The 18,984-nt window shown below is 64.9% G+C and carries 17 protein-coding genes and 1 tRNA gene; 4 read left to right on the top strand and 14 right to left on the bottom strand.

Annotated elements, in window-relative coordinates; translation table 11 throughout:
• Positions 1 to 97 precede the first annotated feature (97 nt).
• A complete protein-coding gene (locus ACSFC5_RS11060) occupies positions 98 to 3,877 on the bottom strand; it encodes a disk-shape morphogenesis protein volactin (RefSeq protein WP_440765306.1) in 3,780 nt (1,259 codons plus the stop codon).
• A 156-nt stretch (positions 3,878 to 4,033) separates the two neighbouring features.
• On the opposite strand from ACSFC5_RS11060, the gene ACSFC5_RS11065 reads away from it, so the two are divergent.
• Positions 4,034 to 4,378, top strand: coding sequence for a hypothetical protein (locus ACSFC5_RS11065; protein WP_440765307.1), 345 nt, complete (start codon positions 4,034 to 4,036; stop codon positions 4,376 to 4,378).
• Between the two features lie 30 nt (positions 4,379 to 4,408).
• On the opposite strand, the gene ACSFC5_RS11070 is transcribed toward ACSFC5_RS11065, so the two are convergent.
• The gene (locus tag ACSFC5_RS11070) at positions 4,409 to 5,245 is read right to left on the bottom strand and encodes an MOSC domain-containing protein (RefSeq protein WP_440765308.1); all 837 of its coding nucleotides are present in this window, start codon (positions 5,243 to 5,245) and stop codon (positions 4,409 to 4,411) included.
• Between the two features lie 102 nt (positions 5,246 to 5,347).
• Entirely contained in the window at positions 5,348 to 5,605 is a 258-nt protein-coding gene (locus ACSFC5_RS11075) for a HalOD1 output domain-containing protein (protein ID WP_440765309.1), read from the bottom strand.
• A 160-nt stretch (positions 5,606 to 5,765) separates the two neighbouring features.
• On the opposite strand from ACSFC5_RS11075, the gene ACSFC5_RS11080 reads away from it, so the two are divergent.
• Positions 5,766 to 6,221 carry a dCTP deaminase/dUTPase family protein gene (locus tag ACSFC5_RS11080; RefSeq protein WP_440765310.1) on the top strand — a complete coding sequence of 152 codons (456 nt, stop codon included), beginning with the start codon at positions 5,766 to 5,768 and terminating at the stop codon, positions 6,219 to 6,221.
• 134 nt (positions 6,222 to 6,355) lie between these two features.
• Here the strand turns inward: ACSFC5_RS11080 and ACSFC5_RS11085 are convergent, their stop codons facing one another.
• From ACSFC5_RS11085 to ACSFC5_RS11115, 7 genes are all read right to left on the bottom strand, one after another.
• Positions 6,356 to 7,156 (bottom strand): enoyl-CoA hydratase/isomerase family protein, encoded by an 801-nt coding sequence (locus ACSFC5_RS11085; protein ID WP_440765311.1) that lies wholly within the window; start codon positions 7,154 to 7,156, stop codon positions 6,356 to 6,358.
• The gene (locus ACSFC5_RS11090; RefSeq protein ID WP_440765312.1) at positions 7,156 to 8,721 is read right to left on the bottom strand and encodes a long-chain-fatty-acid--CoA ligase; all 1,566 of its coding nucleotides are present in this window, start codon (positions 8,719 to 8,721) and stop codon (positions 7,156 to 7,158) included. Before ACSFC5_RS11090 ends, ACSFC5_RS11085 begins: the two co-directional genes overlap by 1 nt.
• Positions 8,722 to 9,009: 288 nt before the next feature.
• The gene (locus ACSFC5_RS11095; protein WP_440765313.1) at positions 9,010 to 9,771 is read right to left on the bottom strand and encodes a 2-oxo acid dehydrogenase subunit E2; all 762 of its coding nucleotides are present in this window, start codon (positions 9,769 to 9,771) and stop codon (positions 9,010 to 9,012) included.
• A 32-nt stretch (positions 9,772 to 9,803) separates the two neighbouring features.
• Positions 9,804 to 10,067 (bottom strand): lipoyl domain-containing protein, encoded by a 264-nt coding sequence (locus ACSFC5_RS11100; RefSeq protein ID WP_440765314.1) that lies wholly within the window; start codon positions 10,065 to 10,067, stop codon positions 9,804 to 9,806.
• Complete coding sequence (locus tag ACSFC5_RS11105) at positions 10,064 to 11,116, bottom strand: alpha-ketoacid dehydrogenase subunit beta (RefSeq protein WP_440765315.1); 1,053 nt, start codon at positions 11,114 to 11,116, stop codon at positions 10,064 to 10,066. The genes ACSFC5_RS11100 and ACSFC5_RS11105 overlap by 4 nt, the downstream gene beginning before the upstream one ends.
• Positions 11,116 to 12,129 (bottom strand): thiamine pyrophosphate-dependent dehydrogenase E1 component subunit alpha, encoded by a 1,014-nt coding sequence (locus tag ACSFC5_RS11110; protein WP_440765316.1) that lies wholly within the window; start codon positions 12,127 to 12,129, stop codon positions 11,116 to 11,118. Before ACSFC5_RS11110 ends, ACSFC5_RS11105 begins: the two co-directional genes overlap by 1 nt.
• A 173-nt stretch (positions 12,130 to 12,302) precedes the next feature.
• Positions 12,303 to 13,130 carry a DUF6159 family protein gene (locus ACSFC5_RS11115; protein ID WP_440765317.1) on the bottom strand — a complete coding sequence of 276 codons (828 nt, stop codon included), beginning with the start codon at positions 13,128 to 13,130 and terminating at the stop codon, positions 12,303 to 12,305.
• 120 nt (positions 13,131 to 13,250) lie between these two features.
• On the opposite strand from ACSFC5_RS11115, the gene ACSFC5_RS11120 reads away from it, so the two are divergent.
• Positions 13,251 to 13,871 carry a universal stress protein gene (locus ACSFC5_RS11120; protein WP_440765318.1) on the top strand — a complete coding sequence of 207 codons (621 nt, stop codon included), beginning with the start codon at positions 13,251 to 13,253 and terminating at the stop codon, positions 13,869 to 13,871.
• A gap of 254 nt (positions 13,872 to 14,125) precedes the next feature.
• On the top strand, positions 14,126 to 15,505 hold the full coding sequence (locus ACSFC5_RS11125) for a hypothetical protein (RefSeq protein ID WP_440765319.1): 1,380 nt from the start codon (positions 14,126 to 14,128) through the stop codon (positions 15,503 to 15,505).
• A gap of 378 nt (positions 15,506 to 15,883) precedes the next feature.
• Here the strand turns inward: ACSFC5_RS11125 and ACSFC5_RS11130 are convergent, their stop codons facing one another.
• The 4 genes from ACSFC5_RS11130 to ACSFC5_RS11145 all read right to left on the bottom strand — a co-directional run bounded on the left by ACSFC5_RS11130 (position 15,884) and on the right by ACSFC5_RS11145 (position 18,967).
• Entirely contained in the window at positions 15,884 to 16,879 is a 996-nt protein-coding gene (locus tag ACSFC5_RS11130) for an arsenic resistance protein (protein ID WP_440765320.1), read from the bottom strand.
• Between the two features lie 286 nt (positions 16,880 to 17,165).
• A tRNA-Thr gene (locus ACSFC5_RS11135) sits at positions 17,166 to 17,239 on the bottom strand.
• A gap of 11 nt (positions 17,240 to 17,250) precedes the next feature.
• Positions 17,251 to 17,775 carry a GNAT family N-acetyltransferase gene (locus ACSFC5_RS11140; protein ID WP_440765321.1) on the bottom strand — a complete coding sequence of 175 codons (525 nt, stop codon included), beginning with the start codon at positions 17,773 to 17,775 and terminating at the stop codon, positions 17,251 to 17,253.
• Complete coding sequence (locus tag ACSFC5_RS11145; RefSeq protein WP_440765322.1) at positions 17,741 to 18,967, bottom strand: phosphoglycerate kinase; 1,227 nt, start codon at positions 18,965 to 18,967, stop codon at positions 17,741 to 17,743. Before ACSFC5_RS11145 ends, ACSFC5_RS11140 begins: the two co-directional genes overlap by 35 nt.
• Between the last annotated feature and the right edge of the window lie 17 nt (positions 18,968 to 18,984).

An 18,984-nucleotide genomic window follows, 5' to 3' on the forward strand; every position in this document is an offset into this window, starting at 1 on the left:
GATTATTGCCGCCGTTCGGGACATCTAGAGGTGAGTCAGTACGCCGTACCGATCTCTCCGAAGCCGTCGGATCGATTCGGAACTCCCCTTCGACGCGTTACCGGCTGAGAGCGGCCCCGATTCCGAACAGCGCGACGCCGAGCACGACCGCGAGGGCACCGACGACGGCGTCACCGGCGAAGACGAGCGTCCCGCCGGCGACGAGTCCGGCACCGCCGCCACCGGCGGCCACCGGGACACCGAGTTGCTGGACGGGACTCGAGTCGGATCGATCCTCGACCACCGCTCGAGACTGCTGTCGATCCCGCATCTCGTCCAGATCCGCACGGAGGGCTTCGAGATCCGCGTCCCGGCTGTCCGACGGCGTCCCGTCGACGGTCGATTCGAGGTCCTCGATCTCCGCCGCGAGCGTGTCGAGTCGAGCGTCGTGGCCCTCGAGGTCGGTCGCGTGGCTCTCGAGTCGCTCCTCGTACTCGCTCGTCCGATCGTCGAGCGGATCAGTGCGGGCAGCGATCTCGTCGACTCGCTCTCCCACGTCGTCGATTTCGTCCGCGAGATCCTCGAGGCGGTCGGGGGCGTCATCGAGCGCAGCAGTTTCCTCCCGTATCGAGACGATTTCGCGCTCGAGCGACTCGATCGTCTTCTCGAGCGCCGCAACGTCGTCTCCGGAGACGGACGTGTCGTCGAGCGCCGTTACCCGCTCGTCGACGGTGGCCACGCGCTCGTCGAGATCGTCGGTCGTCGTGCCCAACTCCCCGACCGTCTCGTCGAGGTCCCCGAGTTCGGCGTTGACCGTCTCGGTGGCCGTCGCGACGTCCTCGAGTCGATTCTCGACGTGGACGGACCGGCTGTCGACGGTCTCGAGACGCGACTCGAACCGGTCGGTTTCGTCCTCGACCTCCGTTCGGAGATCGGTGACGGCGTCGTCGAGATCGGTCTCGAGCGCTTCGATGCGGTCCGTCAGCGTCGTCTCGACGTCTTCGATCTGCGTTTTTAGTCCCTCGAGATCGGTCTCGAGCGTCCCGAGGTCGCCGCCGACGGCATCGATCTCGGCGGTGAGCGATTCGACCGTCTCTCGCGTGTCGGCGAGCGAGTCGGACAGTGCTTCGACTGCGTCGTCGCTGACGGTCCCTTCGTCGAGTCGGTTGACGGCCGTCTCGAGGGTCTCGAGATCGTCCGCGACCGCTGCGATGTCGTCCTCGATCGCCTCGGTCGCGTCGCCGAGGTGCGCCTCCAGCTCGGCTATCGTTTCCTCCAGGCGTGACTCGAGCCTCGCTTCGAACGTCTCGACTTCGTTCGTAAGTTCCCCGACGTCGCCGTCGACCGCCTCGAGATCGGCTGCGAGATCGTCGACCGTCGTCTCGAGCGCCGTTCGCTCCTCGAGTTCGGCCACCGTCTCCGAAATGGCCGTCATCGAGTCGCCGAGTTCGACGAGTTCCGCCTCGAGCGACGCGAGTTCGGCTTCCACGTCGTCGACGCGGTCGCCGTCGGCCGCCGTCGAATCGATCCCGTCGATCGTCTCCCGTGCGTCCTTGAGTCGACGCTCGAGATCCTCGACGCGGTCGGAGACGGACTGCCGAACGTCTGCCACCTCGAGTTCGACCGATTCGATGTCGCTTTCGACGGCTTCGACATCCGTTTCGACCGTCTCAACCCGTTCGTCCGTCGATTCGAGGCCGTCTGCGACGGTTTCGACGCGGTCGTCCGTGGCGGTCAGTCGCTCGTCGACGGCCTCGAGCGTCGTCGCAGTCGCATCGATCTCGTCGTCGAGTTCGGTCAGTCGATCGTCGACGCTCTCGACCCGTTCGTCGACGGCCGCGAGTTCGCCACCGACGGCGTCGATCTCGTCCGCGATCGTCGTTTCGACGGCGTCGATGGCATCCTCGAGTCGCTCGCGTTCGTCGCCCGCCCGCTCCGTCTCCTCGACGAGCCGGTCCGAGACGCCGGTGATTTCGACCGACTGCTCTTCGAGTCGACCGGTGAGCCCTGTAGCTCGAGTTTCGAGTCGGTCGACGTCCTCGTCGACGCGCTCGAGCGCGTCGTCCAGGTCCGAGACGGTCTCCGTGACTGCCTCGAGGTCGGCTGCGGAGGCGGTTTCGGCGCCCAGCGTTTCCAGATCGGACTCGAGTGCCTCCAAGTCCGCTCGCCGGTCCTCGAGTCGGTCGTCGAGCCGCTCCGTTCGGTCGGTCGTCGCCTCGAGGTCCGCGGCGAGATCGCCGATCCGGTCGTCGAGGGCCGCTCGCTCGTCCGCGGTAGTCTCCTCGATCGCCTCGAGAGTCTCTTCGACCGATTCGAGGTCGTTCGTGAGATCCGTTTCGACCGACTCGAGGTCGTCCGTTAGTTCCACTTCGAGGGCGTCGAGATCCCCTTCCAGCCCCGTCTCGAGTGCGTCGAGGTCGTCCGCGATGTCCGCCTCGAGCGACTCGATGTCGTCCACGAGCGTCGACTCCATCCCCTCGATATCGTCCTCGAGCACGTCGAAGGCCGCCGACAGCCCGTCAAGTTCGTCCCGAAGGTCGCTCTCGAGTTCGTCGACCGTTCCCTCGCTCGCGTGCGTCTCGCTTTCGGTTTCTAGGTCCCGAAGATCGTCGGCGAACGCCTCGAGTCGCTCGTCGAGCGCCGCGACGGCCTCGGCTTCGGCCGCCCGTTCCTCGACGTAGTCGAGTTCCTCGAACGCCGACTCGAGGTCGGTGCGGACCGACTGTATCTCCTCGTCGCGGGTGGCGAGTCGATCGAACAGCTGATCGATGGCGTCGTTCGACCGGTCGTGATCCGTCTCGGCTCCGTCGTCGAACGAGAGGGACGTCCGTCCGCCAGTGCCGCCCGCCTCGGCTGTCGCTATCGCTGGATCGTCCCCGTCTGAGCCACTGTCGTTCGCGCCGTTCTCCGACCACGTGACGTCCTCGTAGGCGTCGACGTCGTCCACGGCGGCTGCGAGTGCCCCTCTGGCCGCACTCGCTGCGGGATCGTCGGCCAGACGGACCCCGCGAACCGAGAACGGCAACGGAGCGGCGTCGAACCGACCGCCGAGCAGGTACTCGAGCCCCTCGACGGTCCCCGACCCGGCGACCGCGATCGGGACGGCCAGCCCCTGTTGGACGTCGTTCTCGTCGGCCTCGGTCTCGATCGCGTCGACAACGTCGCCAATCAGCGCGTCGAACGCCTGTGCGAGCGCGCTCTCGATGTCGCCGGACGCCGCGTCGGGATCGAGCGCAAACTCCTCGAGCACGCTCGCGACCTGTGCACGCTCGTGGCCGGTATCATCGGCCGCTCGCTGGACGACCCACTCGCTCCCGTTCCCCACCGAGAACGCCAGTGCGGGGACGCCGTAGTAGGCCAGCGAGACGTTCGTCGTCTGCGAGCCGATACAGATCCCGAGTCCGGTGTAGTTGTCGTCCGCGAACTGGTCGTAGACGACGGCGAAGCCTCTGGAGGTCGGCGTCGCGTCGACGCCGAGATCGGCGAACACCGATTCGAGGGTGTCGCGGTGTTCGTCGGTCGGTTCCGCTACGTCGACGACGGTTCCCGGCGTCGTGTAACAGAGTCGGTCGTCGTCGGTATCGATCTCGAGTACGTCGTCGACGAGCGCCTCGAGCGCCGGCTCGACGTAGCCGTCGACGGTCAGCACGCCGTTCGAAAACAGCGATTCGGGAGGGTCGCCCGTCGCGTCGGCGACCGCGAGGGCCGCCGATCCGACCGCGTAAGTGGTCTCATCGTGTTCGACCAGTAACTCCTCGTCCACTCCCTCGTCGACCGACTCGAGCGTCTCGTCGTCGGTCGAAACGACGACCGGCGGTACCGATTCGATCGCCACCCCATCGGCCGCCTCGGTGGCCGCGCGGAGTGCCCCAGGTCCGATATCGAGACCGTATCCCATGGCATCGATGAGTCGGAGCGTCCTCTTTGAGCTTTGGTCTCGAATACCAGATGTGAAAATCAGCGCAGCGCCGACACAGTGCGTGGAGTCGGTCGCCCGGCTCCCGCGTTCACCTGCCTGCATCCCGTTTTTTGCCGTCGGCCACAACCGTCGACTATGGAGCACGAACGCCAACTCGAGTCCGATCTCGAGGCGGCGATCCTGGAGGTCCGGCGCGACGACGACGAACTCGAGATCGGGCAGGTCAGCGAGTACCTGCTCTCCGAAGACCGAATCAATCGGTATCTGATCGGGCTTCAAGACGAGTGTACGCGGGCCTCGTTCTACTGTACGGCAACCAGATCGATCGCGTACAAACCGGTCGCCGGGGAGTCGCCGTCGAAACTCGTCGATACGGTTCCCGGTCTCGCGAACCGAAAACAGCTACGCGACTGGATCGTCGATCAGGAGTGGTCGTGGATCCATCCACGATATCGGTGGCTGCTCGAGTCCGAGTCGTGAGAGCGGATCGAGCGACGGCAGTTCGTCGGATTAGCTGGCCGGACTGGGATCGGCGGCGGTCTCGCCGATGCTGACGGACTCGTCGACGGAGAGCGTCTCACCCCATGACGACTCGGGGATGCGCGTGTTAGTCATAAGCCGGAAGTAGTGGTCGAACCACGCCTCGTCGGCCCACTCCGGGAGGGTCGCCTCTCGCCGCTCGAGGAACGTTTCTCGAAACCCCTCGGTTGCCTCGCCCGTATCGGGGTCGCGCGTCGGCACGACACAGCGCTGGCACGGGTTGACGCCCTGCAGCGTGACCCGGCCGATATCGAATGAGACGACCCGTCCAGGGCCGTCGTACAGTCGATCCTCCCAGAACGCCGGCGCGTCGAGGACGAGGTTCGGCCGCAGTCGACGACACATCTCCTCGGCGTCGATCCCGTCGTACCAGGAGGCGACCGCCTCGAGGGTGCCCGTGGCGATGACCGTCGGTCCCGAGGCGTCCGTATCGTCGGGAAACCCGCCCTCGTCGTCGCGAACGACCTCGACCGGGTAGCCGAAGTACTCCGACAGCCACGAGGCGAAACAGTCCCGATCGAGTTCGAGGTGGAACGTATTGGTTTCGTCGCTCCCGCGTTTGCCCACCGTGACCGTTTCGCGCTCGAGATCGTACGTCGCCTCGAGGTCGTGAACCTGCCGCTCGCGTTTGCCGTTGACGTACTGCCCGACCGAGTCGGCCGTCGACCCGGTCTCCGACGGCTGTTCGACGATCGCGTACCGTCGATCCCACCCGAGTCCACCGTTGTCGACGATCTCGCCCGACGCAACCGACACCGCGTCGAGGGATTTGATCGGGTGAACGCGAATGCGCTCGAGGTGTACCATTGACAGTACGCTCAGTCCGACGACTCTTAGCTGTGTTCGTTTCAGTCTTATTTATCCTGGATTCGACTCCGGCGGAGTCGGATCAATCAGCTGAGTGCCCGATCACGCGCTTACTTTCGTCGCCGTCGCGTCGGGGTTCGGCTCCGACGCGCGAACGTCGCCGTCGCCGTTGACTCGAACGGTGTAGCCGCAGTACTCGAACGCGACCGACGCGTCCACTCCCGGCGTCGCAAATAGCGATTCGAGCGCTTCCGTGTCGATGGCTTCGTGCAACGGGGACGCCAGTTCGGTGATATCGACTCCCTCTCGCGCGGCGACAGTCTCGGCGATTTCGAGGACGAGTTCGTTTTCTTGGACCATACTCAGCGGGCCAATATCGTCCCATATAACAGTAGGGGATCGTATTCTGACGGGCGTCTGTCGCCCGTCAGACGTTCAGTAGACGCGTGGAACACAGTGTCTTCGAGCCGGCCCGTCGAAGCCATACTTTTTGCCGCTTGAGCGCGTCAATAAGACCGACATGTCAGCCGCAAACGCGCTCGCCGAGGTCGTCGACAACCTCGTTTACGAATCGGTACAGGTCCACGAGCACGGCGTCGATCTGACCGTCGGCGCGATTTACGAGGTCGTCGGTCCCGGCCGACTCGATTTCGGCGGCGACGAACTCGAGGACGCGGCCCTCGAGCCGGTGCCCACCGAACTCCGCGATCCCGACGACGAGTACGGCTGGTGGGACCTCGAGGGCGGCCAGTACGTGATCCAGCACAACGAGTTTCTGACCGACCTCGAGGAGCCGGTCCAGCTCCAGCCGCGAAACGAACTCCTCGCTCGCGGCGGCTCGCATCCGTCGGTGCTGGTAGCGTCACACCTCCCGTTGATGCCGCTAACCGTTTCGGAGGGCGGGTTACGGATCAAGGAGAACGCGCGAGTGTCGACGCTAGTGTGGCTCGGCGAACGGTCGCCCGTCGCGGAGTAAGCGCCGCGATTCGACCGTTACCGACCGACGTGACGGTCTCGAGTGCAATCACGACGCCTCCGAGTCGCGATCGACTGCTACAGGTGGTGAAATCGGGATTATGAACGGAAAACGAATCGAATAAAATTGCGGTGCTACCGGCCTTCGTACTCGGGATCTCGGTCTTCGAGGAAGGCGTTGACCCCCTCCGCGTGGTCGTCCGTGTCGAAGACGATTCCCTGTGCGATCGCTTCGTCGGTCAGGGCCTGTCCAAGGGACTTCTCGAGCCCTTCGCCGACGAGTCGGTTGGCGTGGCGCAGCGCGATCGGCGGGCCGGAGACGATCTTCTCGACGAACTCGTCGACCTTCTCGTCGAACTCCTCGGCCCCGTAGACGTGGTTGACCAGTCCGAGCTCCTTCGCGCGGTCCGCACCGAAGATGTCGCCCGTCAGGACGAGTTCCTTGGCGACGTTCTCGCCGACGATCCGCGGGAGGAGGTAGGAGGTTCCGGCGTCGACGCTCAGGCCGACCTGCCGAAAGACGAAGCCGAAGACGGACCGATCGCTCGCCAGTTGGACGTCACAGCCGATCGCGAGGTTCGCGCCCGCGCCGACCGCGGGGCCGTCGATCGCCGCGATCGTCGGGATCGGGAACTCGACGAGCGTCGTCATCATCTCTTTCGTCCGCTGCTCGAGACTCTGCGCCCGGTCGTCGGCCGGGAGATCTTCCTCGAGTGCACTCGTCATTCGCTTCACGTCGCCGCCCGCGGAGAACGCACCGCCTGCGCCTTCGATCACCACACAGCGGGCGTCGCTGCCCTCGATCTCCTCGAGAGCCGCGACGAACCCCTCGTGGATCTCAGTGGAGAAGGCGTTGCGCCGATCCGGTTGGTTGAGCGTGATCGTCGCCGGACCGTCATCCTCGATCTCGAGGAGGACTGCGTCGCCGAGCGTCATTATTCGGCCTCCTCCCCGCGGAGTTTGAACTTCTGGACCTTCCCGGTCGTGGTCCGCGGCAGTTCCTCGACGAACTCGACCTCGCGGGGGTGTTTGTACTCCGCGAGGTTGGTCAGACAGTACTCCCTGATCTCGTCGGCCGTCACGTCGGCGTCGGGCGTGCGGACGATGAACGCCTTGATCGTCTCGCCGCGGCGCTCGTCGGGAATGCCGGCGACGGCGGCGTCGGCGACGGCCTCGTGCTCGAAGAGCAACTCTTCGACCTCACGGGGGTAGACGTTGTAGCCGCCGGTGACGATCATGTGCTTTTCGCGGTCGACGACGTAGTAGAAGCCGTCCTCGTCACGGTAGCCGATGTCGCCGGTGTGGAACCAGCGCCGGCCGCCCTCCTCGGTAAAGGCCTCCTCGTTGGCTTCGGGCAGGCCGTAGTAGCCTTTCATCACGTTCGGCCCGGCGACGACGATCTCGCCGGTGATCTCGCGGAGATCCGTGGTCTCCTCGTCGATCGGTCCCTCCTCGACGGGGTCGACCTCCTCGAACGCCTCGTCGACGACCTTGGAATCGACGCCGGGGACGGTCTTACCCACGCTCCCGACGCGTCGCCCTTCGATCGGGCTGTTGAAGTGCGTGATCGGACTGGTTTCGGTCAGCCCGTAGCCCTCGTAGACCTTCGGCTCGTACAGCTCTTCGAACTTGCGCAGGACTTCGACCGGAATCCCGGAGCCGCCGACGCCACAGAGCCGAACCGACGAGAGATCGAACTCCTCGGCGTTCGGCTGGTTGATGACGTCGTTGTACATCGCGGGTACGCCGTGCATTAGCGTCAGTTCCTCGTCCTCGATGAGCGAGACGGCCTCCTGTGCGTCCCAGGATGGTAACGGGTAGAACGCACCGCCGTTGAACAGCGTCGAGTTCATCACGACGGTCATCCCGTAGATGTGGAACAACGGGAGGACGCCGAGCTGTTTGTCGTCCTCGCGGATCCCGTCGGGGATCAGCTCCGAGGCGGCGTTCGCGTTCGACGCGAGGTTGTCGTGTGTGAGCTGAACCCCTTTGGGTTGGCCCGTCGTTCCCGACGTGTAGGGCTGGACCGCGACGTCGTCGTCGTCTCGGTCGACGATGTCGGGATCGCCCGGCTCGAGGAACTCCGTCAGTTCCGTCGCACCGTCGGCATCCCCGCCGACGCTGACGATATGTTCGACGCTCGTCTCGTCCTGGACTTCGGTGACGAACGGGACGAGATCCGCGAGCGCGACGACCACTTTGGCCTCGCTGTCGGAGAGCAGGTGACCGATCTCCCGGGCTTTGTACTGCGGGTTCATCGGGACGACAGCCCCGCCGGCTCGAAGCGTCCCGTGGAAGGCGATTAGAAACGGCGGCACGTTCGGCAGATAGATCGCAACGCGATCGTCGGCCCCGACGCCGCGACTTTCGAGTGCGGTCGCGAAGGCGCCGGTTTGCCCCCAGAACTCCTCGTAGTTCGTTTCAGACCCCTGATAACCGATCGCGGTGTTGTCGCCGTATTCCTCGACGGCTCCCGCGAGATTAGTGACAAGATTTGTCATGCTCCGTGCGATACGTGTCCGTGTACCGTAAAAAAGATTGTTAAAGAAGAGGCCGGCTGCCCCTTCCTCTGGAAACCGAAGAGTCTGGACGATCGATACGAGTGACGCTCGCGGCCGATCCGGAATCGGTACCGACAGCGGCCCTGAGACAAAACGTACGGGACAGTTGATAATCAAACTCGCCGTGACACTCCGAGGGGATGAATCGACCACCGAGCGACTGAGGCCGTTGGCGACGGGATCGTCTCGATCCGTCTCAAGGACGGCGGATTGGACGACACGAATCGACTAGCTACGCTCGGGGACGAACCGCTCGGCGGTGTCCGTATACTCCGCGAGCGATCCGAGGAATCGGGCCGCATCGGCTCCGTCGACGAGTCGGTGGTCGAAACTGAGATCGAAGGCGATCCGCTTGCGAAACTCGATCCCGTCGTCGCCCCGTTGTGGCCGTTCTCGAATTCGATTGACGCCGAGAACCGCGACCTCCGGCGGGTTGATGATCGGCGTGAACGAATCGACGCCGAGCACGCCGAGATTCGTGACGGTAAACGTCCCGCCGCGGAGGTCGCTCATCGTGTACTCGCCGGACTGAACCGCCTCCGTCAGTCGTCGCCGCTCCGTCGCGACCTCGCCGAGGGATTTCGATCCGATATCGCGGAGCACGGGTGCGACGAGCCCCGCGTCGATATCGACGGCGACGCCGACGTTGTGCTCCTCGTACAGCCGATGCGTCTCCTCCTCGAACGTCGCATTGAACGCCGGATGATCGTCGAGCGTCGCCGAGACCGCACATAACAGGAGGTCGACGACGGAGACGTCCGCCTCGAGCCGATCGTCCGCGATCTCGGTCGCCTGGAGCAGTTCCTCCGCGTCGACGTCCCGATTTGCGGTCACGTGAACCGCGTTCCGATAGCTCTCCTGCAGTCGGTTCGCGATGGTCGCTCGCATCGGCGAGAGCGATCGTTCCTCGCGGACGGTGCGCCCCGTCTCGTCAGTGTCCGCCGTCGACTCGTCGTCGTTCCGGTCGGACTCCGTATCGGTCGGTGGCATACGATGATTGTACGATCTACGGCCGAGTGCGATCAATCCGGACGAATCCAGGCGAGGATGCTCCCCCGTTCGAACTCGTCGTTCTCCTCGAGAGCGATCTCCTCGAGCGTTCCGGTGGCGGGTGCCGGAACGTCGACGCTCACCTTCTCGACCTGGAACTCACAGAGGTCGTCACCCGCCTCGACGCGGCTCCCCTCGCGCAGGAACCAGTTGACGACGACGCCTTCCTCTTCCGCCGTATCCTCGGGCCAGACGTCGCCCGTGTCGACGGCGATGCGGTCGTCCCTCCCGCTCATTCGCCGTCGTGTACCTCGCGGACGGCGTTCTCGACGTCCTCTGCGTTCGGGATGACCTCGTTCTCCATCGGCCGCGCGTACGGAATCGGAACGTCCGGCACGGCGACTCGCTCGACGGCTTCCAGATTCTCCAGTCCGTCTTCGGCCTCGACCACGCTCGCGACGATTTCGCCGGTGACGCCGAACGAGCGGTAATCTTCGTCGACGACGACCAGTCGGCCGGTCTTCGCGACGGAGTCGGCGATCGTCTCGGTGTCCAGCGGCACGAGCGTCCGGAGGTCGATCACTTCGACGTCGATTTCGTCGTCGGCGAGGGACTCCGCGGCCTCGAGCGCCCGGTGGACGTGCAAACCGAGCGTGACGACGGTCACGTCCGCTCCCTCGCGCTTGACGTCGGCGCTGCCGAACGGGATCGTGTACTCGTCCTCGGGAACGCCCGTTTTCGGCCCGTCCGGGGCCGGCATCCAGCCGATGCCCATCAGTCGCTTGTGGAACAGGTAGACGACCGGGTCGTCGTCGCGGATGGCGTTGTGCATCAGCCCCTTCGCGTCGTAAGCGGTCGAGGGCACGACGACCTTCATCCCCGGCATGTGCGCGAAGGTACCGTAGAGCGTCTGGGAGTGCTGAGCGGCGTCGTTGTACGTCCCGCCGACGGCGGCCGTGAGCACCATCGGCACGCTCACGGAGCCGCCGCTCATGTAGGTGTTCTTCGCCATCTGGTTGTAGATCTGGTCCATCCCGACGCCGAAGAAGTCGACGAACATGAGCTCCGCAATCGGGCGCATGCCGGCTTGGGCCGCACCCACGGCGGCCCCGATGTAGGCCGTCTCGCTGATGGGAACGTCCATAATCCGGTCGTAGCCGAACTCCTCGAGCAAGCCCTGCGTGCTGTCGAAGATGCCGCCGTAGTCCGCGACGTCTTCGCCCATGTAGAAGACGTCGTCGTCCTCGCGCATCTCGTGAGCGATGGCCTCGACCATCGCCCGGCTCATCGTCAACGTTCGGTCAGTCCGTCCGGCGCTCGCCGGATCTCGCTCCTGTTGTGCCATCAGTCGTCACCTCCGAGTTCCGCGGCCGACGGATCGCTGTCGGTCGCGCCCGAGAGCGGGTTCACGAACACGTCCTCGTAGGCGTCGTCCGGCTCCGGTTCGGGCTGGTCTTTCGCCCACTCGATGGCCTCCTCGACGCGCTCGTGAGCGCGATCGCGCAGGTCGTCGATCGTCTCGTCGTCGACGCCGTGCCCTCGGAGGTCCGCCTCGAGTCGCTCGATCGAATCCCGTTCCATCGCGGCCGCCTCGTCCTGGGCGGGGCGGTACTCCTGTGGGTCGCCCATAAAGTGACCCATGCGTCGGTGGACCTGTACCTCGAGCAGCGACGGCCCGTTCCTGTCGCGAGCGCGGCCGACGGCTTCTCTCGCCGCCTCGTAGACAGCGACGGCGTCGTCGGCGTCCACGCGAGCGCCCGGCAGACCGAATCCGTCGGCGCGATCTGCCCCGTTCGCGACGTCGGTGATGCGCTCTTTCGGCATGCTGATGGCCCAGTCGTTGTCCTCGACGACGAAGACGACGGGCAAGTTCTGGACGCTCGCCATGTTGAGCGACTCGAGGAACGCCCCCTGATCGATTGCGCCCTCGCCGAGGAACGCGACGGCGACGCTGTCGGTGTTTCGCTTCTTCGCGGCCAGTCCGGCCCCGACGGCGGGCGGACAGCCCTCGGCGATAATCCCGCTACACGCGAAGTTGACCTCGGGATCGAAGAGGTGCATGTGGCCACCTTTCCCCTTGCTCAGGCCGGTCTCGCGGCCGAAGATCTCGGCGGTCATCCGCTTCAGATCGACGCCCTTCGCGATGGCGATGTGGTGGGGTCGGTGGGGTGCCGTCACCGTATCGTCGTCCCGTAAGTGTTGACAGACGCCCGCACCGGACGCTTCGTGACCCGCAGCCAGATGCAACTCACCTGGAATGGGACCAGCGGAGATATCGAACGCCGGCTGTTTTCCATCGAGATACTCCTCCTGCAGGCGTTCCTCGTACTGGCGCGCCGTCACCATGTTCTCGTACATCGAATGTAGTTCGTTAACAGACACCATGACACGTGGGACTGACGGTACACGCGACTAAAATAGCCATATTCCGTATCGAAGACGGTCTGAATTCCGTGACCGTTCGCAGCCGAAAGAGGTTTGGCGTCGCGGGACGGCAGCGACCGACGATCGGTCGACCGCACGGCGAGCGGTCAGTCGTCGACGAAGACATCGTTCGGCTCGAGGGCCTCGAGCGGGCCGACTCGGTCGCCGGCGGTCGCGTACTGGTAGAGGGCGGCGCGGACGATCATCCCGAGAACCTGTGCGAGAACGATCGTCGCGACGAGGAGGAGGCCGCCGATCACACCCATCGCGTACGCGACGAGCCCGGAGCCCGAAACGTAGGCGGCGACGAGCAGGCAGATACCGACGATACTCACCGGGAGCAGGGCCAGGCCGATGCCGAACGCTGCGGTGATGCTCTCGCCCCACGTTCGGGAGAACGCGGCACCGCTCTTTCGCAGATCCGACCGGAGCGAGTCGGTTCGGTCGGTAACGATCACCGGGACGACGAAGAACGTCAGGAGTCCCCACGCCAGATCGAACAGCGAGTGCGTGAGCGTTCCGACGCCGGGGACGTTGTCCTCGACGATGTAGAACGCGGTTCCGATCGTCGCGGAGACGAGCCCCCACGCGATAATCTTCCGGCGGACCGCCCACGCGGCGGCCAGCCCCTCGCCGACCGTCGGCTCCTCGCCGGCGAAGTGCCGCGTCGCGCAGTGGACCACCGCGGCGTTGAAGAAGATGCCGACGCCGGAGGCGATGGCGATCGCGACGAACACGACGCTGTACTGCACGACGTTGCTCGTAAACACCGCACCGACGAGATCGTAATGCAAGATCGCGACGGCGAGGGCTGCGTACGCACTCCCGACGGCGGCGAGACTCAACAGGGGGAGGATCGCGAGCCGAGGACGCGCTCGAAACACGCCGAGGCTGGCGTCGATGACCCGAAGCCCGTGACGGAATCGTCCAGTCATATTCCACAGTATTCGGACCGAATATATATTCCTGTTGGACCGTTGACTTTCGGGCCGGCAGATCGAGTTCGGAACCCCGACTCGAGGCTATATACCTCTGTCTGCCCAATATCTACCCAGATGTACGACGACCTGCTCATTCCGACGGACGGGAGCGACGGGACGCGACAGTCGATCACGCACGGACTGGCGATCGCCAAACGGTTCGATGCGACGATTCACGCGCTGTCGATCGTCCCGGAAGGACCGCTCGGGACGCTGCAGAACGAGGCGGCGTCGCCCGCCGCCCACCGTGCGGTCGAACGCGTCGCGGTCGACGCCGAGCGAGCGGATATCGACGTCGAGACGGCGGTCGAACAGGGCGTTCCCCACGAGGAGATCCTCGAGTATGCCGATGAGCACGATATCGACATGATCGTGATGGGGACACAGGGCCGCACCGGCCTCGACCGCGTGCTGGTCGGCAGCGTCACCGAACGGGTCGTCCGCATGGCCGACGTTCCGGTCGTCACCGTCCGCTTCACCGACGACATCCGAATCGAGGACGCCGACGAGGCCGACCGAATCGCTCGAGAGGCGCTCGCAGGCGAAACGGCCGCAGACGAGGAGTCGATCACTTCGCTCGAGGAGCCACATCGGACCAGCGCGTCCTGGATCGTTCCGCTCGAGACCGACAGCGAAACCGTCCACGTTCACGTCGACGCGCTGACCGGCGAGGCGCGCGTCGCGAGACGCGAGTAGTCAGTCGAGTACAGTTCTCGACTGACGCCAGTGTCTCGGCCCGCGATCGATCGGTTCGTCGGGACGGATCGTCGATCGCGGATGCGTCCGATTTCGACGCCGCTACCGTTGTTAACCGGAGACAACAGCAGGGTAACGTCACCCATCGAATATACGTTGGGAGCGACACGATCCAAATATCCGATTAGTGCGCACAACGGTACTCCCCCTTTTTGCTGTGATTCCGGGTTGACGACCGGTAGGAGGTCAGATACGTGAACAGACGAACGCTATTGAAAGGGGTTGCAGTAGGAAGTATCGTCCCGGCTACGAACGTCGCTACGACACCGGCCGGTGCGCAGGACGGCGGGACGCCGAGTGACGATTCGAACTCGGACGACGCCGAACCAGACACCACCGGTGCCGGACCGGACGACGCCGGTAACGCGCCCGTATCCGTTCGGATCGTCGAAATTCCGGAGTCCGTTACGGGTGGGGCGTTGCTCGACTGGACCGTCGAGGTCGAGAACCCGACGGACGAGCCGGTCCGACCGACGGTCGAGTACACCGTCGACGGCGAATCCCTCGGAACAGTAACGTTGACGGTCGATCCCGGCGAGACGGTACAACCGACCGCCCCGAGCTACCAGACCGAGCCCGTCGTGACGGCGGACTCGGTGACGGTCCGGGTCGAGGCGAACGGCGATTCGGACGAGCGAACCGTCCAGCTTCTCCCCGCCCAGGAACTGGACGAGGCGCTGCAATTCCCTGCGCCCGAACTCACCGTCGAGCCGGAGACGACGGTTCACTTCGAGGTCGGGGCCGTCGATCCAGAGGTATCCCAGACGACTACGTGGTGGATCGACGGCGAGCGAGTCGGCGACACGTTCGCCGATCCGTGGCAGAGTACCTACTTCTTCGAACAGGGGGCCCACTACTGGCAGGAGACGTTCGAGACCCAGGGCGCCCACGAAGTCGTCGCGGCTGTGGCCGTCGACGGCGAGCAGTACCGAGCCAGCTGGACCGTCACCGTCGCGCCAGGCGGGCTCGCCGATCCCGCTATCGAGGCCGCCCGTCCGGACGCGGGTATCCTCGAGGTCGATCGCGAGGACCCGTCGCCGACCACGCTCGAGATCGACGTCGCCGACCCGGACGGCAACCTCGACCGGGTCGTCTGGTGGCTCACGCAGGCCGATACCATCCTCGGCGTGAGCGAGGTGTCGGGTGCCAGCGATACGGCGACGCTCACCGTCGACGGCGGCCTGTGTCACACCTGCGTCGTCGTTCCGTGGGTGATCACCGGCGACGGGACGTTTACGTCCGAGTTCCTCTGGGAAGTCGACGACGTGAACGTCGATTTCGAGGTGCCGGACGATGATCCGAGCGAGCCCGACGATCCGACAGATCCGGACGACCCCGGAGTGGAACCCGATGATCCCGCAGATCCGGACGACCCCGACGAACCGGTGAAGGAACCGGAAAAAACTCGAGACGAGCCGAAGGGTTCTCGAGACAGACACGACGGGCCTCACGCTGATCCCGAAAAACCAGGCGACGACCACCACCAGCACGGATCCGACGGTGAGAAGCCTCGAGATGACCACACGAAGACGAAACCGTCCGACACTTCCCCGGACGGCGACTGCTCGACCTGATCACAGCCGTCACGATCGGTCGAGCGGTTCCCGTGTGCGTCTCCCGGCGACAGTATCGATAACGCAGTCGACAATAGTCTCGACGAAGGCCCCTGCGTGTGGCAAAATCAGCGGTACCCGGGCTTCGACGACGGAGACTCGAGCGAGCACCTACACAATTTGGAACCAGAATTATCAGTAGGTGCGATGTTCATCCGATCGACGAGGGTAGAACGCCAGTCGTTGCCACGAAGGGGGTTCGACTATGAGACATCGACCCTCGTCCCGTTCCAACGTCGGCCTTCATCGGCCGGCATTTCGGATACAGTACCCGACAGCGCCCGCTATCCGAGCGCGTTCTCGCCCGGCTTCGAAATCGACGTGAGTGCAGTTCCGTCCTCAGGATCTGCCGCGCAGAGCAGCGACGTCCAGCGGCCACCACGCTCGGTCGCGGACGGCGACGTGAATCTGTGCGATGATCCCCAGTAACGGCAGCTCTAACAGCGGTCCGATGACCAGCGCCAGCGGGATGAGCGGCTCGTTCGGAAACGCGACGACGGCGATCGCGAGGGCCGTCGGGGAGTTCCGCGAGAGGATCGTGTTGTTGAAACAGACCAGCTCTTCGTAGGAAAACGACAGCAGTCGAGCGACGCCGAAGCCGACGCCGAGGTTGATCGCGTAAAAGGCGATCACGGGAACGGCGAGGAGGGCGAGGAGTTCCGGATTCTCGAGGATCACCTCTCCTTGCGAGGCGAACATCGCCCCGATCGCGAGGCTCAGAAAGACGATTTGAATCGGACTCAGTGTGGGGAGAAATCGCCCGGCGAACCACTCTCGCCCCCTCGTTCGCGTCAGTCCCCACCGAGCGAGTCCGCCGAGAACGAGCGGCACGACGAGCACGAGCACGACGCTCTCGATCAACACGTCCAGCGGCAGTTCGACCAGCGTTCCTGCGAACGCGTACAGATACACCGGGAGCAGTACGAACTGGAGGACGAGGTTGTACGGCAGGATGGAGGTCGCCAGCGGCACGTCGCCGTCGGCGATATCGGTGAAGACGAGATACCAGTCCGTACACGGGGTGACCATGAGCATGATGAGTCCCACCCACAGCGCGGGATGGTCCCGGAGGAAGACGGCACCGAGCCCGACGGCCAGCAGCGGGCTCCAGATGAAATTGACGAGCAGACTCGAGCCGACGACGCGCCGATTGCCGAACGCATCACGGAGGCGAGACAGCGGAATCCCCGCAAAGGCGGCGAACAGCATGACCATCAGAAACGGCAGGATAAGACGGTCCGCGACGGCGGGAACGCCCGAGACCTGACCGAGCGCGAGGCCGCCGACGATGGCGACGAGAACGAACGCCGTCTGATACTTCTCGACGAAGTCCATCTGGGCAGTTCTTACGCGTGGAGCGTGCTAAGGCTGTGGTTTCGGGACGGATAGTGGCTCGAGGAGTCGGTATCGGTGGCCGGAGACAGCGGTCCCTGTTCCGACGCTCGATTCCGGTCTGGACGAACGACGGGTGTTCGATCGCTTCGCTCCGTCAGTTTGCAGGAAGATTCGTCGGGCGGGGATTTGAACTACGCCCGAGAACCTGCGCCTGCGGCGCAGAACCTCGGTTTCATTCAAATCCCCGTACTTGTTGCTGACGCTCACGACTTTGTTCGCGTCAGCAAGCCAGGGCGGGGATTTGAACCCCGGGAGTCTCGATTACAAGTCGAGTGCATGAACCACCCATGCTCCCCTGGCGCAACTGGCGATTAGCGATCCTCCTTTGAATGTGTATCGTTTTCCGACCGATCGTCGTCCCCGAGTTCTCGTTTCATCGCGACCCGGTACGTGTCGTAGCCGTGTCGGTCGTAGAACCGGCGTGCGTCGTCGTTCGCCGCCATCACCTCGAGAATCACCGTCTCGGCGCCCTGTTCGGCGAGTTCGGCTTCGGCGGCCTCGAGCAGCGCCGTCCCGATCCCAAGATTCTGGTAGCCAGCATCGACGTAGATGTTCGAGAGGAGTCCCCGGGTCGTATCGAGGGCGAGCGAGCCGCGCTCGAGGGTGAACGACGCGAAGCCGACGATCCTCCCGCCCGTGCGTGCGACGAGCAGGCCGTCGTTGACCTGGTGGGCCGCGAGGGTGTCCCGGATCATCTCGCGATTCGGGTCGGCGAGGACGGCGGAATCGTACGCTCGCTGGTCGCGAGCGAGTCGCACCCAGAGGTCCGCGACCGGTTCGATGTCGTTCTGGGCGGCCCGTTCAATCGTCGGCTGGCTGTCGTTGGGAGGGTCCATTTTCGAGTGCCGTGACGGCGGGGAGCGGTTCCGCGGTGAGCATCCGCAGGGCGGCCCCGCCGCCGGTGCTGACGTGGGAGAAGCCCTCGACGCCGAGTCGGCGGAGCGCCGAGGCGGTGTCGCCGCCGCCGACGATGCTCGTCTCGACGTCGGTCGCCGCCTCGTAGAGCTGACGGGTCCCCTGTTCGAACGCATCCTCTTCGAAGACGCCGGCAGGGCCGTTGAGAATCACCGTGCCCGCGTCCTCGAGAAGCCGTTCGTAGTAGGCGAGCGTCGAACTCCCGATATCCATCGCAGCTTCGTCGTTTTTGGGGGGCAGCGCGTTGACGCCGATTTCGTGTCGTTCGCCGTCGCGTTCGACGGCGACGTCTCGAGGGAGGGCGACGTGTTCGCCGTAGGCGTCGAGGAGGTCGGCAGCGCGGTCGATCTCGTCCCAGTAGCCCTGGTCGTAGATGAAGTCCGAACTGGCGTCGCCGAGGTCGACGCCGTCGGCGATGAGGAAGACGTTGCCGACGACGCCAGCCGTGAGGACGTGATCCGCGAGCCCCTTCTCGAGGACGGACCAGGCGACGTCGATCGAGTCGGTGACTTTCGCCCCGCCGAGGACGTAGACGCGGGGTTCGGGCGTCTCCTCGATCGAGCCCAGCACGTCGAGTTCGGACTCCATCACGCGACCCGCGTAGCCGGGCAACACGGTCGGGAAGCCGACCAGCGAGGGCTGCGAGCGGTGGGCCGCGGCGAAGGCGTCGTTGACGTAGGCGTCGAGTACCGGCGCGAGCCCTTCCACGAGGTGAGTCTGGGCGGCGCGCTCGGGTTCGAACTCCATGTACTCCTCGCTGTAGAAACGGGTGTTCTCGAGGACGACGCAGTCGCCGTTTGCGAGGTCGTCGACGATCTCGCGAGCGGCCCCGCTGAACGTCACGTCCACGTAGTCGACGGGCTGGCCGAGCAGTTCCGAGAGCCGGTCGGCGTGGGATTCGAGGGAGACGAAGTCGTCGCCGCCGGGTCGTCCCTGGTGGGCGAGGACGGCGACCCGACCGCCGCGGTCGAGCAATTCCGAGAGGGTATCGACGTGGGCCCGTAGTCGGGCGTCGTCGGCGAGGGTACCGTCGTCGCCGATAGGACTGTTGATATCGACGCGGACGCCGACGGTGGTCCCTTCGACGGCCAGATCGTCGAGGGTATCGGTCATTATCGACCAGTCCACCG

It is taken from the genome of Natronorubrum marinum (assembly GCF_052040125.1).
Classification (GTDB): domain Archaea; phylum Halobacteriota; class Halobacteria; order Halobacteriales; family Natrialbaceae; genus Natronorubrum.

Coding starts and splice junctions, on each gene's coding strand:
- ACSFC5_RS11080 (WP_440765310.1), top strand. CDS start 5,766: ATGTCAGCCGCAAACGCGCTCGCCGAGGTCGTCGACAACCTCGTTTAC.
- ACSFC5_RS11120 (WP_440765318.1), top strand. CDS start 13,251: ATGTACGACGACCTGCTCATTCCGACGGACGGGAGCGACGGGACGCGA.
- ACSFC5_RS11110 (WP_440765316.1), bottom strand. CDS start 12,129: ATGTACGAGAACATGGTGACGGCGCGCCAGTACGAGGAACGCCTGCAG.
- ACSFC5_RS11130 (WP_440765320.1), bottom strand. CDS start 16,879: ATGGACTTCGTCGAGAAGTATCAGACGGCGTTCGTTCTCGTCGCCATC.
- ACSFC5_RS11105 (WP_440765315.1), bottom strand. CDS start 11,116: ATGGCACAACAGGAGCGAGATCCGGCGAGCGCCGGACGGACTGACCGA.
- ACSFC5_RS11075 (WP_440765309.1), bottom strand. CDS start 5,605: ATGGTCCAAGAAAACGAACTCGTCCTCGAAATCGCCGAGACTGTCGCC.
- ACSFC5_RS11145 (WP_440765322.1), bottom strand. CDS start 18,967: ATGACCGATACCCTCGACGATCTGGCCGTCGAAGGGACCACCGTCGGC.
- ACSFC5_RS11065 (WP_440765307.1), top strand. CDS start 4,034: ATGGAGCACGAACGCCAACTCGAGTCCGATCTCGAGGCGGCGATCCTG.
- ACSFC5_RS11060 (WP_440765306.1), bottom strand. CDS start 3,877: ATGGGATACGGTCTCGATATCGGACCTGGGGCACTCCGCGCGGCCACC.
- ACSFC5_RS11095 (WP_440765313.1), bottom strand. CDS start 9,771: ATGCCACCGACCGATACGGAGTCCGACCGGAACGACGACGAGTCGACG.
- ACSFC5_RS11115 (WP_440765317.1), bottom strand. CDS start 13,130: ATGACTGGACGATTCCGTCACGGGCTTCGGGTCATCGACGCCAGCCTC.
- ACSFC5_RS11085 (WP_440765311.1), bottom strand. CDS start 7,156: ATGACGCTCGGCGACGCAGTCCTCCTCGAGATCGAGGATGACGGTCCG.
- ACSFC5_RS11140 (WP_440765321.1), bottom strand. CDS start 17,775: ATGGACCCTCCCAACGACAGCCAGCCGACGATTGAACGGGCCGCCCAG.
- ACSFC5_RS11100 (WP_440765314.1), bottom strand. CDS start 10,067: ATGAGCGGGAGGGACGACCGCATCGCCGTCGACACGGGCGACGTCTGG.
- ACSFC5_RS11090 (WP_440765312.1), bottom strand. CDS start 8,721: ATGACAAATCTTGTCACTAATCTCGCGGGAGCCGTCGAGGAATACGGC.
- ACSFC5_RS11070 (WP_440765308.1), bottom strand. CDS start 5,245: ATGGTACACCTCGAGCGCATTCGCGTTCACCCGATCAAATCCCTCGAC.